Raw genomic sequence first — 15,652 nt, forward strand, 5'->3', positions numbered from 1 at the left:
GAGCAATGCGTAAGGAGTGGCTTGGAGCTGTCATTATCGGTTTGCTGTTAAGTGGTTGCGCCACTGACGAAACTCAGCAACAACAACCGGCACCACAACAGGCTTACAACGGCCCGGTGGTGGAAATCGGCGGCGCTGATCCGCGTTACGAGCCTTATAATCAGGGTACGATGCAGGATTATACCGTTAACGGTAAAACCTATAAAATCGTCAAAGATCCGTCCAACTTCTCGCAGGTAGGACAGGCCGCCTGGTACGGGCAAGAAAACGGCGGCAACACCACCGCGATTGGCGAAGAATTTGATCCGACTGCCATGACCGCCGCCCACCCTACGCTGCCGATCCCAAGCTATGTACGCGTCACCAATATGGCCACTGGCCGTATGCTGGTGGTTCGCGTCAACGACCGTGGTCCTTATGTGCCGGGTAAAATCATCGACCTGTCGCAGGCCGCGGCAGATCGTCTGAACCTGACCAACAGCACTAAAGTGCGTATCGATTTCATTAATGTTGCGCAGGACGGCACCATGACCGGCCCCGGCACCATCGGCACTACCGTTGCCAAACAGTCTTATGCCCTGCCCGCGCGTCCAAGCTTAGGGGCAAGCGACATGGGAACGCCTACAATGCAGGCAGAGCCGGTAAGCACTTCCGATGTGCGTCCTATTGATAACAGCACGCTGAGTAATCCAAACGCTGCGCCGCTGACCAATGATGAAGCCGCAAGCGGCAATGCGCCTGCGACAACGATGTCCGGTAACAGCGGCAGCGGCGGTTTCCTCAGCGCACCAACGCCGTTACGTAATGGCGTTCTTGAAAGCAGTGAGCCGGTCTCCGCGCCGGTCATGGCTACCGCCGCCCCGGTTGCCGCTACCGCAGCCGTGGCGGCACCTGCGCACACTACGGCAATCTCAGGCTCCGGCTACATGGTTCAGGTCGGTGCCTTGAGTAATCCGCAGAATGCACAGTTGTGGCAGAAAAGCCTCAGCCAGCGTTTCTCGGTACCGGGCAAAGTGCAGGCGAACGGCAGCACTTACCGTGTACAACTCGGCCCCTTCAGCACACGTCAACAGGCCGAGCAGTTAAAACAACGACTGGCCAGCGAAGCGCAGCAGCAGTCGTTCGTGACAGCCAGCAATTAATTCTCAGAGCCAGGGCGTGAGCCCTGTTTCATAAGTAAAAATCAGTAAGCGCCGGTAATCGCAGATGTCTGATTCAGGACTCTTCTGCTATAGTGGCGCACGTTTATCACCTACTCCTACGGATGTTGTTGTCCCGATCATGAAACTTGTAAACACTTCACGTCTCGTCAAAAGCCTCGCATTTGGCACCGTTATCTCCCTCAGTGCAGCGTCCGCTTATGCCGACGATGTTAATTTAAAAACAATGATCCCTGGCGTTCCGCAAATTGATGCTGAAGCCTATGTCCTGATCGACTACAACTCCGGCAAAGTTCTGGCAGAAATGAATGCCGATGCCCGCCGTGACCCGGCAAGTCTGACCAAAATGATGACCAGTTACGTTATCGGCCAGTCCATCAAGGCAGGCAAAATCAGCCCGACGGACATTGTCACTGTCGGTCAGGATGCCTGGGCAACCGGTAATCCGGTGTTCAAAGGTTCTTCCCTGATGTTCCTGAAACCAGGCGATCGCGTGCCGGTGTCTGAACTCAACCGTGGCATTATTCTGCAATCGGGTAACGATGCCTGCGTCGCGATGGCTGACCATGTCGCCGGAAGTCAGGACGCGTTCGTTGCCATGATGAATAACTACGTCAACGCTCTTGGCCTGAAAAACACCCATTTCGGTACAGTTCATGGTCTGGATGCGGAAGGTCAGTACAGCTCAGCGCGTGATATGGCGTTGATCGGCCAGGCGCTGATCCGCGATGTGCCGGAAGAGTACGCGACCTACAAAGAGAAAGAGTTCACCTTCAACAATATCCGTCAGATGAACCGCAACGGTTTGCTGTGGGATCAAAGCCTGAACGTGGATGGCATAAAAACCGGCCATACGGAATCAGCAGGTTACAATCTGGTGGCTTCCGCGACGGAAGGCCAGATGCGCCTGATCTCCGCCGTGATGGGCGGTCATACTTACAAAGGCCGTGAAGTTGAAAGTAAAAAGCTGCTGACCTGGGGCTTCCGCTTCTTCGAAACCGTGTCTCCGCTGAAAGCAGGCAAAGAGTTTGCGTCTGAGCCAGTGTGGTTTGGTGATACCGATCGCGTCGCACTGGGCGTGGAAAAAGATGCGTATCTGACCATCCCACGCGGCCGTATGAAAGATTTGAAAGCCAGCTATGTGCTGAATACGCCAGAACTGCATGCACCATTGCAGAAAAATCAGGTGGTCGGTTCAATCAACTTCCAGCTGGATGGCAAAACGATTGATGAGCGTCCGCTGGTGGTGATGAACGAGGTGAAAGAAGGCGGTTTCTTCGGTCGCATCGTCGATTACATCAAACTGATGTTCCATCATTGGTTTGGTTAAGTTGCCCGCTTGAAATAGTTTGCAACAGTCCCCATATAATGGGTATAGATATTAGCTCCCGCTCCGGCGGGAGTTATACTTTCAGAGACAATACTTATTACGCGGTACAACACGCTGGAGTGCACATGAAAACCAAACTGAACGAACTGCTCGAATTCCCTTGCTCCTTTACCTACAAAGTAATGGGCCTGGCACAACCCGAGCTGGTGGACCAGGTTGTGGAAGTCGTGCAACGCCATGCGCCTGGCGACTACAATCCTCAGGTAAAACCGAGCAGTAAAGGGAATTTCCACTCCGTTTCTATTACGATCACCGCCACGCATATCGATCAGGTCGAAACCCTGTACGATGAGCTCGGCAATATCGAAATTGTCCGCATGGTGCTGTAAGCCCTTTCTGATTAATCCGCGCGGGAGCAAACCTGTCGCGCGGCTTCTTCCCTTCTACTGACGGTAACCGCCGTGCAATCACAAAATCCGCAAGAACGTATCGTACTACGCCAGCTTGGCCTTCAGCCTTATGAACCCGTTTCTCTGGCCATGCATCATTTCACTGAACACCGCACAGCCGACGCGCTCGATGAAATCTGGCTGGTTGAGCATCATCGCGTCTTTACGCAGGGTCAGGCAGGCAAAGCAGAACACGTGCTGATGCCGGGCGATATTCCGGTTATCCAGAGCGATCGCGGCGGTCAGGTGACGTATCACGGTCCCGGCCAGCAGGTGATGTATGTGATGGTGGATTTGAAGCGCAAAAAACTCGGCGTGCGTCAGTTAGTGACCGCAATCGAGCAAACCGTGGTCGACACACTGGCCCATTTTTCGATCGACGCCTATCCTCGCGCCGATGCGCCGGGGGTCTATGTCGATGGCAAGAAAATCTGCTCGCTTGGATTGCGCATCCGGAAAGGCTGCTCCTTACACGGCCTGGCGCTGAATATTGATATGGATCTGGAACCGTTCCACCGCATCAACCCCTGTGGTTATGCCGGTCTGGAAATGACGCAGGCCAGCCGTGAAAAGCCAGGGCTGAGGGTCGATACGGTGATGCCGGTACTGGTGAAATCCTTTAAACATCATCTTAATTATCAGCAGGTTGATTATCTTCCGTGGCAGATTGAGCAGTATAGCGCCACTGCCTCTGATTCATGATTTGCCTGAAAGAGACGTAACAACGAATCACAGGTTTTACAGATTAATTTGGTTTATTATCATATCGCTAAATCTCTGCCAGCATTTTATCGCTTAAGGATAAGCGCACTCCCCGGCCAGCCGCACGCCGGGACAGTCTTTTACACTGTCAGGAATGTTATATGGATGATAAAGATATCAGTGCCAGCCTGAACAAGCTCCGTAATCTGGATCTTAACCTGCTGACAGTCTTTGAAGCGGTGTATCTGCATAAAGGCATTGTCCATGCAGCCAAAGCGCTGAACCTGACGCCCTCGTCGGTCAGCCAGTCCATTCAGAAATTGCGTAACACCTTTCCCGATCCGTTGTTTATCCGCAATGGTCAGGGCATCAGCCCGACGGCGTACGCGACTAACCTGCACAAACATATCAGTCAGGGGCTCAACTCCATTCTGACCGGGCTGGACTTCACGCACGATAATGACAAATCCCGCGTGCTGACCGTCAGTTGTTTCCCCTATATTGCGTTAATCACTTTTCCGCTGATCCTCAAAGAACTGGAGAAAATTAACTGTAACTACACGCTTAAACATCTGCCGCTGCATGACCCGGAAGATACGCTGATCCAGCATCGTGCCGATTTAGTGATCGATATCAGCCCGTTATTTAATAAGTCACTGAAAGCCATCACTCTGATGTCGGACAGCGCCGTGTTTGTTTGCAGGAAAAACCATCCGACAGTCCACAAAACCCTCAGCGCCGAACAGGCCGTCGCACTGCCGCAAACCACGCTCATGACCAACGCCAGTGACCTGAAGCGAATGCAATTTGAACTCAGTGAATCCCTGCCCGACCGGCCAGTTGTGTTCACCAGTTACAACGCGATCAATATCCTGTCGATGGTTGCCAGCACTGACCTGCTGGGCATCCTGCCGGAAAAACTGGTGGATATGTTTGCCAATACGTTCGAAGTACAGAAGCTTACCTGCGAAATACCGACACTTTCTTACACCATGATGATGTATTACAACAAAGCGGCCAATAGCGATAAAACGCTGAGCATGATTATTGATGCCATTGGTGATGCGTTCGTTCAGCAAGAAAAATCCGCACGGGCACAAAAAAATTCACACCCTATTAACACCAAACGACCGCCCCCCGCCATCTGAGTAAAATCATTGTAAATTCAGCGAATTGCGTTCAAAAAAAGCCCTTGCCGGTGCAGAAATGATGTGACTCAGGTTAAAAAAATGCAGCATTTAGCACTTCAGGCCATGACGAAGGGCTGAACGAAGCGATGCTTCAATGATATAATTTCCGCATTATTTCTACTTTTTTTGATGAATCAGCCAGTTCATTGAATGTCCTGAAAAATCTCGCGTTACGAGAGAAAAACCTGGAAGCTGCAAGACTATGAGTAAACCGATTCAGATGGAACGCGGCGTTAAATACCGCGATGCAGATAAGATGGCGTTAATCCCGGTGAAAACCGTGGTCAGCGACCGGCAGGAAATGTTACGTAAGCCGGCATGGATGAAAATCAAATTGCCTGCAGACTCAACTAAAATTCAGGGCATCAAAGCGGCGCTGCGCAAGAACGGTTTGCACTCCGTGTGTGAGGAAGCCGCCTGCCCGAATCTTTCCGAATGCTTTAACCACGGCACCGCGACCTTCATGATCCTCGGCGCGATTTGTACCCGCCGTTGCCCGTTCTGCGACGTGGCACATGGCCGCCCGACCGCGCCTGATGTGAATGAGCCAGAAAAACTGGCACAAACCATTGCCGACATGGGCCTGCGTTACGTGGTGATCACCTCAGTTGACCGTGATGACTTGCGCGACGGTGGAGCTCAGCATTTTGCCGACTGTATCGCTGCCATCCGTGCCAAGAACCCGACGATTAAAATCGAAACGCTGGTGCCGGATTTCCGTGGCCGTATGGATCGTGCGCTGGATATCCTCAATGAGACACCACCGGACGTGTTCAACCACAACCTGGAAAACGTACCGCGCGTTTACCGTCAGGTTCGCCCTGGGGCAAACTACGAGTGGTCACTGACATTGCTGCAACGTTTCAAAGAAGCGCATCCGGAAGTACCTACCAAATCAGGCCTGATGGTCGGCTTAGGTGAGACTAACGAAGAGATCATCGAAGTGATGCGCGATCTGCGCCGCCACGGTGTGACCATGCTGACCCTCGGCCAGTATTTACAACCAAGCCGTCACCACTTGCCGGTACAGCGTTACGTCAGCCCGGAAGAGTTTGACCAGATGAAAGAAGCCGCGATGGAAATGGGCTTCACCCACGCAGCCTGCGGTCCGTTCGTGCGTTCTTCTTATCACGCCGATCTGCAAGCCAAAGGGATGGAAGTAAAATAATCTGCGGCGCTGAAATGAGTTCAGCGCTTAAATATTTTGTTACTTCTTAATTTCTGAATGCAAAAAAGGTTGTTCGCGAGAACAACCTTTTTTATTTTCTGCAGTAAGGCCAGAGAGCTTATTGCTGACTTCTCAGTCTTTATGCTCTACGCGTTTTTCTTCTGCAGCCGTTTTTTCAGCAGGTGCTGCCGGAGCCGGATCATCGTTCATGGCTTTCTTGAAGCCACGCAGCGCGGCGCCCAGGTCTCCGCCCAAAGAGCGCAGCTTGCTGGTACCGAACAACAGGACGATCAGCACGCCGACCACCAACAATTTAGTAATACTTAGACCTTCCATACATACCTTCTTTACACTGAGTGCCAGAAAACAGCGGTAACAACCTGTCATTATTAACGGCCATTCGCGACGCTAATACAACCCGAAAATGTAACAGAACGGATCCAAACCTGTGCGCATTATGACCAGCGGCGGCTATTATGAGCATGAACCGCCAGCCTATAAAGCAATTCCGTCCTTCGCTGCCCTAAATACGCCGCAAGTTTGATTTAAACCCGCGTTTCGTTGCACCGCTGTCGGTCAGATAAAGCGGCTGAGGAAGGCCTGCGTTCGAGGATGTTGCGGATTAACTAAAACTTCATCCGCCGCGCCCTGCTCGACCACATACCCGCGATCCATAAACACCACGCGGTCTGCGGCTTCTTTCGCAAATCCGATCTCATGAGTGACAACAATCATTGTCAGCCCCTGCTGCGCCAGATCCCGCATTGTCGCCAGCACTTCGCCGACCAGTTCCGGATCGAGCGCGGACGTTGGCTCATCAAACAGCATCAGCTTAGGTTTAACCGCCAGCGCACGGGCAATCGCCACTCGCTGTTGCTGTCCGCCGGAGAGATGGCGCGGATAGGCATCGGCTTTATCACTTAGCCCGACCTTTTCCAGCAGCTCGCGGGCATATTTTTCCGCATCCTGACGGGATTCTTTATGCACGCCGACCGGCGCTTCAATAATGTTTTGCAGCACCGTCATGTGCGGATACAGATTGAATTGCTGGAACACCATACCGATGTCCCGGCGCTGGCGCGCAATCGCCCGCTCGGACAATTTGTGCAGCCGGTCGCCGCGCAGTTCATAACCAATCTGCTCACCACCCACCATGATTGAACCGCGATCGATATCTTCCAGATGATTAATGCAGCGCAGAAACGTCGATTTACCCGAGCCCGAAGGCCCGAGGATCACCACCACTTCGCTCGGCTTTACATCCAGATCGATACCCTTAAGCACTTCGTTGTCGCCGTAACTTTTATGCACATTACGGGCAACCACCAGTGACGCCGTGTCGGATGACTGTACGTCGGATGGCGTATGACTCATAAGTCCTCCTTGCGGGCCATGCCCGGTGAATTCATGATCGGCACGGCTTTTTCTTGCGCAGCGTTTTGACGGCGTTTCACGCTGGGTAACGTACGGCGCGTACCACGGGAATAGTAACGCTCGACGGCAGACTGCCCGAGGTTCAGCAGCGAAGTGATAAACAGATACCAGATAACCGCGACCATCAGCATCGGCACCACTTCAAAGGTACGGTTGTAAATGGTTTGCACTGAATACAGCAGATCGCCCATTGCTATGACGCTGACCAGCGATGTCGCTTTGATCATACTGATCAGCTGGTTACCGGTTGGCGGGATAATGGAGCGCATCGCCTGCGGAATAATAATCCGGCGCAGCGCGCGCCCGCGGCTCATACCGAACGCCTGTGCGGTTTCGCCCTGACCGTTATCCACCGAGAGCAACCCGGCGCGAATGATTTCCGCCATGTACGCGGCTTCGTTCAGCGCCAGACCAGCGATCGCGGCGGTCAGCGGCGTGATCAGATCATTAGTGTTCCAGCTCATGTATTCCGGGCCAAAAGGAATGCCCAGTACGACGCGCGGGAATAACGTCGACATGTTGTACCAGAACAGCAACTGCACCAGCAGCGGCGTTCCGCGAAAGAACCAGATGTACAACCCCGCCAGCTGGCGCAGCAACAGGCTGTCAGACAAGCGGGCAATGGCCAGCATCAGACCAATGAACACACCAAGCAACATGGAAACCACGGTCAGGCCGAGCGTTACGCCCAGGCCCTTGATCACCGAACCTTCCATGAACCATTGCGCGACAACGTGCCACTCAAAGTTCTTGTTCTGCGATACGCCCCAGAGCACATCTGCGGCGATCAGCAGTACCACAATCCAGGCAACCCAGCGGCCAAAGCTGCGGGGTGCATGGGAGAACTCAACGTTACGGCGTGGATCCTGCGTATAGTCGTCCTTGACTGCCGGCTTTGAACTATACGTTTTGTCGGTCATTTAGGTTGCGCCTTTGCCAGGTTGATGCCCGGTGCCTGGATCATATTGCCTTCCAGACCCCATTTTTTCATGATGATGGCGTAGGTACCGTTATCAAACAGCTTCTGATAACCGGCCAGAATCGCATCGCGCACGGCAGAATCTTTCGGCACTACGGTGCCCTGGAAGATATCGCCGAAGCCGTTAGATTTTCCGGTGCCGGTCAGTTCCAGCTGGCCGTTGGCTTTTTCAACGAAGTAAGTCAGGGGTGCCTGAGAAGAGAAGAAGGCATCAGAGCGGTTTGAACGCACCGCCAGGATGGACGTCGGCTGATCGCTGAACGACTGCACGGTCACGGCCGGTTTGCCGTCTTTCACACACACTTCAGACTGCTTGCGGATCACCTGTTCAGCCGAACCACCCGCCATGACGGCGATACGCTTGCCGCAAGTATCGTCGAGCGCGTTAATCTTTTCGGGATTGCCTTTGCGCACGCCGAACACCACAAACTCCTTCACGAAATCGACGAAATCATTCTTCGCCTGGCGATCGGGATAATCACCAATCGGGCCGATACCCATCTGGTAACGCCCCGCGGCCATGCCGCTCAAAATGCCGGACAAACCGGTGACCGATGCGTGTTCAATTTTGACGCCCAGCACTTCTCCGAGCGCGTGGGACAAATCGGCACTGGCGCCATCAAGACCGTTGCTGCCGGTCACGATTTCATAGGGAGGGAAAGAGCCGTTGTTCACAGAGGTCATCACACCTGACTTCTGAATGTCCGCAGGTAATTTGGCGTGGATCGCCGGATCCATTGTCTGAGTCGGAATCGCAACACTTTCAGCAGCAAAGGTATTCAGGGAAGACACGGAAAGTAATGCAGCAGTCAGAACCGCGGCCTGACGTAATTGTTTTGCCATCATCTCTTAATCCTCTGTGTAAAAAATTAGTCTGTGAGTTTATGAATGTTGTGTATTTATAGTTAACGCCTTCCGTGGCGGACTTCTTTAGAGTAATGCTTTCTGTTTATAGGTCTTTCTTTACAACGAGTCCCTGGTGAGGCGCTCGCGTTACTGCTTTTAAGCGCTGAATGTCAGCCGTTGAGGACCGGCGGAAATCAGGCTTCGTTGTTGTTCAGTTGCGGCAACCCAAAACGGCGGTTAGCCAGCACCGGCAACACTTTACGGGCATGAGCCAGACGATCTTTGTCCAGCTCGGCAAACACTAAGGCAGGCGCTTCGGCGGCGCGGGCAATGGCCACGCCCAGCGGATCGACCACCATACTGTTACCGATATTGCGCTCGCCACATTCGCCCACCGCCACCATATAGGTGGTATTTTCCAGTGCGCGGGCGGTGACCAGCACTTCCCAATGCATTTCTTTTAGCGGGCCTTTCACCCAGGCGGCAGGCAGTACCAGCGCATCTGCGCCATCGAGTACCAGACGGCGCGCCAGTTCAGGGAAACGCACGTCATAACAGGTCATCAGGCCGACGTTAAAACCGGCAACGTTGACCAGCGGCGGCACGTCGTCGCCGGCGGTAACGTTTTTCGATTCCTGCGAGGAGAACGCATCATACAAATGCAGCTTGCGGTACTCGGAAATGATTTCACCATTACGAATAGAAATCAGGATGTTATACGCGCGACCGTCCGGTGCAGGCGTATGCACGCTCATCATGGTGGTCATCTGATTACCACGGCTGGCGGCCAGCAGCTGGCTGACGAACGGACCGTCCAGAGGCTGTGCGGCTTTCAGTACTAAATCCGGATCGGTGATATCACGCGCTAAAATACCTTCCGGCAGCACCAGTAAATCGGTTCCGGCTTCCAGCGATTTCGCCATCAGCGACAGGCAGGTTTCGACGTTGGCTTCCCATTCGCGGGAAACGGCAAACTGACCTAATGCAACTTTCATCATTACTTCTCCGGCCATTAACGGGTGGCAAACTGCGGGAACAAATCTGCCGGCGTCAGGCGCTGAGCAGTCAGCCCCTGTGCGTGTAATTCATGAGCAAAATCGTCGATCATTTTTTCGTTCGCCGCGAAACCGTTTGCATTCCAGTTCGCCGGTAAATCCACCACCGTGCGACGTAAATCATCCAGCAGCCAAGGCGTGGTATCGGCGTATTTCGCGCGCTTATCCATCCAGAGTTCATAGGAACGGTCGATGATGTCGCTTAACGCCTGCGGCAGCCACGGATGCGCTTCGGCCAGCGCCGGTTTGATGGCCAGCAAATGAATGCCGGGGATGTAACCGACGCGGTTGAAATAAGCCAGCTCGGCGGCACGAAAATCGGGCTGGAACTGACGGAAACCGGAATCCGGTTTGAAAAAGCCGTCAGGCATAAACGGCGTGAAAATCGCGTCCAGCCAGCCTTCCTGCAACAATTCCATCATCGGACGTTCACCCGGCACCGTTTCGATGCGTCCTTCGCGGCCAAAACCAGCCAGACGATCGACAATCGGGTGCGCTTCGGTCAGGCGTCCCACGTACCAGTTCGCATCTTCAATCCCCACGCCTTCCAGCGCCAGCAGCGTACGGGTCCAGGTGTTGCCTGAATCCTGCCAGCCGGTCAGGCCGATGCGTTTCCCTGCCAGCTGCGACAGCTCGGTCAGCGGGCTGTCTTCGCGGGTGATAATGCAACGCTGGCGAAAACCGCGCATCAGGAAATGCGGGATAGCCAGCAGATCGGATTCACCACGCGCCCGCCCCTGTGCATAACGGCTGAAAGAAACTTCGCCTGCATCGTACTTCTCGCTGGTCGCCAGGTTATCAACCAGCGTTCCCACACGATCAATCTCGAGGTTAAACCCTTCAGGTTTAAGATCGCCCAACGCCAGCGGCGTAAAATAATCCCAGTCACGTACTGCCAGCCTGATGGTAATCGTCACATCTATCCCCTTAAGTGTCAGCATCTGAAATGCAGAAAAATAACTGTGCGTTCATCAGCTGGTCACAAACCGCTCCACAAACGCACCAAATTCTTTTACGAAGGAGATCATGATTATTGCAACGTGATTATTTTATCGCCTCCGCTGGCTAAGTTTGATACTAATGGCATAAATTAATATGTACAATAGAATCTTTGTTACTGAACAAAAGGCAAAAAGATGGCTGAAAATTCCCCTGAAAAAACGCTGGATGCGCAATGGTTAGCAACACAATTGCAGGATCGTTCGATGCGCGGCATTGCAATTGAAACCGCTGCGCTGATCCGTTCGGGTGTGATCGAGATAGGTACGCACCTGCCCGCCGTTCGCGAACTGGCGCAGGCGTTAGGGGTGAGCCCGGCGACGGTATCCGCCGCCTGGGGGCAGTTGCGCCGCCAGAAAGTCATTGCCGGACGCGGCAGAAATGGCGTCTGGGTCTGCGGCGATATGCTCTCACCGCGCCCTGCCCGTTTTGAGAAAATCGGTAATTTCGGCGAGCATATCATCGCCGATCTGGCGCTCTCCTCGCCCGATCCGACCTTGTTACCGGAATTACATGAAGCCATGCAGCACGGCGTGAGTGCTGACAATCTCAATAGCTATCAGCGTGAAGCCATTGCACCCGCCTTACTCGATGCCGTCAAACCTGACTGGCCTTATGACGCACCGTCGTTTATGGCTGCCGACGGCGGCTTCGACGCCATGAATCTCACGCTGCAAACATTGCTGATGCAGGGTTCCGTAGTGGCGATTGAAGACCCGACGGCGACGCGTCTGCTCGATATGCTGGATAATCTCGGCGCACAGGTTGTGCCGGTGAAATGTGATGAATTCGGCCCGATCCCGGAGTCGCTCAACATGGCGCTGACTAAAAACCCTTCGGCATTTATCTACCAGCCGCGCACCCATTCTCACTGCGGTCATGCGCTGAATGACGCGCGTTTTGCGGCGTTGGCGAAAATCCTTGGCGAGAGCAATACGCTGATTATCGAAGACGACGGCATCGGGCAACTGTCGGCCTACCCGCCGGTCAGCATGGGCAGCGTCTTGCCGGATCGCACCGTGCATGTGCGGTCTTATTCCAAAGCCTACGGCCCTGATTTACGGCTGGCAGTGCTGTCCGGTTCTGAGGATTTGGTGAAGCAAATCAAATCATTCCGTAATTTCGGCGCTGGCTGGTCGAGCCGTATCTTGCAACAGGCGCTGGCGTGGCTGATTAACGATGTGAAAACGCAGGCCGGTATTACTCACGCCAAAACAGTGTACGCAGAGCGGCGCAAAGCGATGTCGGATGCCCTGCGCATTCGCGGCGTGAATATCCCGGAACGCGACGGGCTGGCGATATGGATCCCGGTACCTTCTGAGCAGTTTGCGCTGGTGACGCTGGCCGCACGCGGGATCGCCGTGTTGCCGGGTGAACGTTGCCGCATTGGACCGGGACAGTTTATCCGCATCAGCACCAGTCAGATCAAGGCCGATAAAGTCGATCTGATTGCCGATGCCATAGTGCTGGCGATGGGCTGACGTTTCACGCTAAAATCAGCGCCTGCTGTATGGAGATGACATTCCTCCCAAACCGCCTTTACCGGCTGATGATGTCTACGCAATCTCGTGAGAGGTTCGTAGCGTCGTGCCCGGGCCTTTCTGAATTCAACTTACTTAGAATGGATTATATGCTTAGCACCTTACTTGCAGTCTTTATCGGCGGCGGCATTGGCAGCGTTGTCCGGTGGTATGTCAGCCTTAAAATGAACGGGATGAGCCCGGTGCTACCGGTCGGCACGCTGACGGTTAACCTGGTCGGCGCATTTATCATCGGGCTGTGTATTGCCATTTTCAGCAAGATGACGCACCTGGATCCGGTTTGGAAAATGCTGCTCACTACCGGTTTCTGCGGCGGCCTGACCACCTTTTCGACTTTCTCGCTGGAAGTGGTTTACATGTTGCAGGATGGCCGTTTCGGTGCGGCGATGCTCAACATGGCGCTTAATCTGGCCGGCTCCCTTGCCATGACCTTACTGGCGTTCGCGCTGGTCAGCTGGTACACCGCACACTGATCCTCTCCGGCAGCGGGGCTTTTCTGCGCAAACGCCCCGTTGTTGTGTTCGAACTGTGACGCAGATTCACATCCCTTCTCAGTGTCTTAATGTTTCCTTCATGTTCCTTGCAGATAATGGTGAGCATTAAATCGGACTCATTAATTGCACACTCTGAGGTATGCCATGTTTTCTGCTCCAAAAACGTCATCTGAATATCTGGTTGTGGCCCTTTGTGTCCTGACCGTTGCCGCTTTTTTCCAGGCCTATTTCTCTTAATACCACCGGTTTACACTCCCCTTTGCAAAAAACGGCGCACCTCTCTGAAGTGCGCCGTTTTTGTTGCATTCCGCATACTCATATTTACCTGCCGTGCCTTATTGCCTATAATTGAGAATGATCGTTCACAACCAATGACGGCGATACGCCAGGACACCCATGCTTGCCCCCCAACAATGCAGTAAAGATGCCCGTATCAGCGCCCGGCGTGACCAGATTATCGCCGCCGCCCGACTGTGTTTTCGTAAGCACGGTTTTCACGGTGCCGGCATGGCTGAGATAGCCAAAACGTCGCAGCTCAGCGTGGGGCAGATTTATCGTTATTTCGCCAACAAAGACGCCATCATCGAAGAAATCGTGCGTCGTATGGTGATGAAAAAAATCCAGCTGATCACCGGTAACGCCCATAATTTACAACAGGTGGCTCACAATCTGGCGCACCGGCGCATCGGCAATCTCAGTTCACCGTTTAAGGAAGATTTCTGCACCGAACAAAAAGAGCAGGCCGAAATTGACCACGCGCTGATGCTGGAGGTGGCCGCCGAAGCTACCCGTAATCCTGCGGTCGAAAAGATCTGGCGCGATTCAGAAAAGCAGCTGTTTAACGAAGCTAAATCATTCCTGAGTAAAAGTTTCCCGCAGTTTTCGGATGCGGAAATGACGGCAAAAGTCGAAAGCCTCGCCGTCATCTGCGAAGGAACCGCCTTCCGCCGTCTGACCACCGTTCACGCCGATGCGGAGGTTCTGGAAGCGTTATACCATCGCTACTTTCAGGATCTCTTCAACTCGGATTTCACCCCCAGCAAACCGGAATAATCCTTCACCATGAGTGCTCACCTGCAAGATAAACGCCTCGGCTATGCCCTGGTTCTCGGCTCACTCGCCGCTCTCGGTCCGTTATGTACCGATTTGTATTTACCGGCGCTGCCAGAACTGGCCGGTGAACTGAATACTTCCACCGCCAGCGCGCAGCTAAGTCTCACCGCCGGTCTGCTTGGCCTGGGTTTCGGCCAGCTGATTTTTGGTCCGCTAAGCGATCGCTATGGCCGCATTCGTCCTTTGTTATGGTCGCTGGCTTTGCTGCTGGCTGCCTCAGTCTGGTGCGCTGTAGCACCGGATATCCATCAACTGATTGTAGCCCGTTTACTTCAGGGCATCGCCGGTGCCGGTGGCGCAGTACTTTCCCGCGCCGTCGCCAGAGATTTGTACAACGGTCATGAGCTGACACGCTTCTTTGCCTTGCTGATGCTGGTCAACGGGCTGGCGCCCATCATTGCACCGGTGCTGGGTGGCGCGATGCTGAGCTGGATGAACTGGCGGGGGATTTTCGGCGTGCTGGCGGTCATCTCCATCATGCTGTTTGCCTCCGCCGCGCTGAAGTTGCACGAGACGCTGCCGCCGGAGCGACGCTCGCAGGGCGGGATTTTCAGCATGCTCGGCTCAGTCTTTTCATTACTGAAACACCGTCCGTTTATGGGGCTGTGCCTGACGCAAGGCTTTGTGATGGCGGGAATGTTCGCCTATATCGGCGCATCGCCGTTTGTCTTGCAGCAGATTTATCACCTTAGCCCGCAGATGTTCAGCCTGTGCTTTGCAGTCAACGGCATCGGTCTGGTCATTTCCGCGCAGGTATCCACCCGCTTTAGCCGTCGCTATGGCGAAATGGCGCTGGTGAAAACTGGCCTGTGCATTGCTGCCGTGGCGTCTGTCGCGCTGGTGATCGCCGCCAGTCTTGGTGCGCCGCTGATTATGCTGCTGGTGCCGCTGTTCTTCTCGGTGATGGTGATCGGGATTGTCAGCCCGAATGCCGGATCGCTGGCGATGCAAAGTCAGGGGAAAAATGCAGGCAGCGCGTCGGCGCTGTTGGGCGTGTGTATGTTTGCGCTCGGCGCGATTGCCGTACCGGTGACCGGCTTTGGCAGTATGCCTGCGCTCTCAATGGCGCTGACCATGCTCGGCTGCTATGCGATAGCCATCCTGCTGTTCGTCACGCTGGTACGCAAACCGGCGTAAATGTCCCTGATCGACAGGCAAAAAAAAACCCGCTTCGGCGGGTTTTTTAAGAATT

Annotated in this window: 16 protein-coding genes and 1 riboswitch; of the genes, 10 read left to right on the top strand and 6 right to left on the bottom strand. The window is 54.0% G+C overall.

Going from position 1 to position 15,652, the window contains the following annotated elements; all coding sequences use genetic code 11:
- Positions 1-5: 5 nt before the first annotated feature.
- The 6 genes from rlpA (at position 6) to lipA (ending at position 5,999) form a co-directional block, all read left to right on the top strand.
- Positions 6-1,142, top strand: coding sequence for an endolytic peptidoglycan transglycosylase RlpA (gene rlpA / locus AC0Z7K_RS03160; protein ID WP_485612738.1), 1,137 nt, complete (start codon positions 6-8; stop codon positions 1,140-1,142).
- A 139-nt stretch (positions 1,143-1,281) separates the two neighbouring features.
- Positions 1,282-2,490 carry a D-alanyl-D-alanine carboxypeptidase DacA gene (dacA, locus tag AC0Z7K_RS03165; RefSeq protein WP_413528225.1) on the top strand — a complete coding sequence of 403 codons (1,209 nt, stop codon included), beginning with the start codon at positions 1,282-1,284 and terminating at the stop codon, positions 2,488-2,490.
- A 125-nt stretch (positions 2,491-2,615) separates the two neighbouring features.
- Positions 2,616-2,879, top strand: a complete 264-nt coding sequence (gene ybeD, locus AC0Z7K_RS03170; RefSeq protein WP_112169030.1) for a DUF493 family protein YbeD — start codon at positions 2,616-2,618, stop codon at positions 2,877-2,879.
- A gap of 72 nt (positions 2,880-2,951) precedes the next feature.
- Entirely contained in the window at positions 2,952-3,641 is a 690-nt protein-coding gene (lipB, locus tag AC0Z7K_RS03175; RefSeq protein WP_485612739.1) for a lipoyl(octanoyl) transferase LipB, read from the top strand.
- A 161-nt stretch (positions 3,642-3,802) separates the two neighbouring features.
- Positions 3,803-4,789 (top strand): YbeF family transcriptional regulator, encoded by a 987-nt coding sequence (locus AC0Z7K_RS03180; RefSeq protein WP_485612740.1) that lies wholly within the window; start codon positions 3,803-3,805, stop codon positions 4,787-4,789.
- Positions 4,790-5,033: 244 nt separating this feature from the next.
- Positions 5,034-5,999: a lipoyl synthase gene (gene lipA, locus AC0Z7K_RS03185; protein ID WP_112169035.1), complete on the top strand. Its 966-nt coding sequence runs from the start codon at positions 5,034-5,036 to the stop codon at positions 5,997-5,999.
- 132 nt (positions 6,000-6,131) lie between these two features.
- Here the strand turns inward: lipA and tatA are convergent, their stop codons facing one another.
- From tatA to AC0Z7K_RS03215, 6 genes are all read right to left on the bottom strand, one after another.
- Positions 6,132-6,335: a Sec-independent protein translocase subunit TatA gene (gene tatA, locus AC0Z7K_RS03190; protein WP_112169037.1), complete on the bottom strand. Its 204-nt coding sequence runs from the start codon at positions 6,333-6,335 to the stop codon at positions 6,132-6,134.
- Between the two features lie 240 nt (positions 6,336-6,575).
- Positions 6,576-7,373 (bottom strand): amino acid ABC transporter ATP-binding protein, encoded by a 798-nt coding sequence (locus AC0Z7K_RS03195; protein ID WP_485612743.1) that lies wholly within the window; start codon positions 7,371-7,373, stop codon positions 6,576-6,578.
- The gene (locus AC0Z7K_RS03200; RefSeq protein ID WP_485612744.1) at positions 7,370-8,353 is read right to left on the bottom strand and encodes an amino acid ABC transporter permease; all 984 of its coding nucleotides are present in this window, start codon (positions 8,351-8,353) and stop codon (positions 7,370-7,372) included. The genes AC0Z7K_RS03195 and AC0Z7K_RS03200 overlap by 4 nt, the downstream gene beginning before the upstream one ends.
- Entirely contained in the window at positions 8,350-9,258 is a 909-nt protein-coding gene (locus AC0Z7K_RS03205; RefSeq protein ID WP_413528220.1) for an ABC transporter substrate-binding protein, read from the bottom strand. Before AC0Z7K_RS03205 ends, AC0Z7K_RS03200 begins: the two co-directional genes overlap by 4 nt.
- A 194-nt stretch (positions 9,259-9,452) precedes the next feature.
- Positions 9,453-10,253, bottom strand: coding sequence for a deaminated glutathione amidase (locus AC0Z7K_RS03210; RefSeq protein ID WP_485612882.1), 801 nt, complete (start codon positions 10,251-10,253; stop codon positions 9,453-9,455).
- A 17-nt stretch (positions 10,254-10,270) separates the two neighbouring features.
- The gene (locus AC0Z7K_RS03215) at positions 10,271-11,230 is read right to left on the bottom strand and encodes a substrate-binding domain-containing protein (RefSeq protein WP_413528219.1); all 960 of its coding nucleotides are present in this window, start codon (positions 11,228-11,230) and stop codon (positions 10,271-10,273) included.
- A gap of 219 nt (positions 11,231-11,449) precedes the next feature.
- Between AC0Z7K_RS03215 and AC0Z7K_RS03220 the strand changes: the two genes are divergently transcribed.
- The 4 genes from AC0Z7K_RS03220 to AC0Z7K_RS03235 all read left to right on the top strand — a co-directional run bounded on the left by AC0Z7K_RS03220 (position 11,450) and on the right by AC0Z7K_RS03235 (position 15,597).
- Entirely contained in the window at positions 11,450-12,793 is a 1,344-nt protein-coding gene (locus tag AC0Z7K_RS03220) for an aminotransferase class I/II-fold pyridoxal phosphate-dependent enzyme (RefSeq protein ID WP_485612745.1), read from the top strand.
- 22 nt (positions 12,794-12,815) lie between these two features.
- Positions 12,816-12,878: riboswitch (Fluoride riboswitch) on the top strand.
- Between the two features lie 64 nt (positions 12,879-12,942).
- Positions 12,943-13,326 (top strand): fluoride efflux transporter CrcB, encoded by a 384-nt coding sequence (crcB, locus tag AC0Z7K_RS03225; RefSeq protein WP_413528217.1) that lies wholly within the window; start codon positions 12,943-12,945, stop codon positions 13,324-13,326.
- Between the two features lie 417 nt (positions 13,327-13,743).
- Positions 13,744-14,400: a TetR family transcriptional regulator gene (locus AC0Z7K_RS03230; protein WP_485612746.1), complete on the top strand. Its 657-nt coding sequence runs from the start codon at positions 13,744-13,746 to the stop codon at positions 14,398-14,400.
- Between the two features lie 9 nt (positions 14,401-14,409).
- Complete coding sequence (locus AC0Z7K_RS03235; RefSeq protein WP_485612747.1) at positions 14,410-15,597, top strand: multidrug effflux MFS transporter; 1,188 nt, start codon at positions 14,410-14,412, stop codon at positions 15,595-15,597.
- Positions 15,598-15,652: the final 55 nt, after the last annotated feature.

It is taken from the genome of Rahnella sp. 1L-D-7-B-C2 (assembly GCF_057290995.1).

Coding starts and splice junctions, on each gene's coding strand:
- rlpA (WP_485612738.1), top strand. CDS start 6: ATGCGTAAGGAGTGGCTTGGAGCTGTCATTATCGGTTTGCTGTTAAGT.
- dacA (WP_413528225.1), top strand. CDS start 1,282: ATGAAACTTGTAAACACTTCACGTCTCGTCAAAAGCCTCGCATTTGGC.
- ybeD (WP_112169030.1), top strand. CDS start 2,616: ATGAAAACCAAACTGAACGAACTGCTCGAATTCCCTTGCTCCTTTACC.
- AC0Z7K_RS03180 (WP_485612740.1), top strand. CDS start 3,803: ATGGATGATAAAGATATCAGTGCCAGCCTGAACAAGCTCCGTAATCTG.
- lipA (WP_112169035.1), top strand. CDS start 5,034: ATGAGTAAACCGATTCAGATGGAACGCGGCGTTAAATACCGCGATGCA.
- tatA (WP_112169037.1), bottom strand. CDS start 6,335: ATGGAAGGTCTAAGTATTACTAAATTGTTGGTGGTCGGCGTGCTGATC.
- AC0Z7K_RS03195 (WP_485612743.1), bottom strand. CDS start 7,373: ATGAGTCATACGCCATCCGACGTACAGTCATCCGACACGGCGTCACTG.
- AC0Z7K_RS03200 (WP_485612744.1), bottom strand. CDS start 8,353: ATGACCGACAAAACGTATAGTTCAAAGCCGGCAGTCAAGGACGACTAT.
- AC0Z7K_RS03205 (WP_413528220.1), bottom strand. CDS start 9,258: ATGATGGCAAAACAATTACGTCAGGCCGCGGTTCTGACTGCTGCATTA.
- AC0Z7K_RS03210 (WP_485612882.1), bottom strand. CDS start 10,253: ATGAAAGTTGCATTAGGTCAGTTTGCCGTTTCCCGCGAATGGGAAGCC.
- AC0Z7K_RS03220 (WP_485612745.1), top strand. CDS start 11,450: ATGGCTGAAAATTCCCCTGAAAAAACGCTGGATGCGCAATGGTTAGCA.
- crcB (WP_413528217.1), top strand. CDS start 12,943: ATGCTTAGCACCTTACTTGCAGTCTTTATCGGCGGCGGCATTGGCAGC.
- AC0Z7K_RS03230 (WP_485612746.1), top strand. CDS start 13,744: ATGCTTGCCCCCCAACAATGCAGTAAAGATGCCCGTATCAGCGCCCGG.
- AC0Z7K_RS03235 (WP_485612747.1), top strand. CDS start 14,410: ATGAGTGCTCACCTGCAAGATAAACGCCTCGGCTATGCCCTGGTTCTC.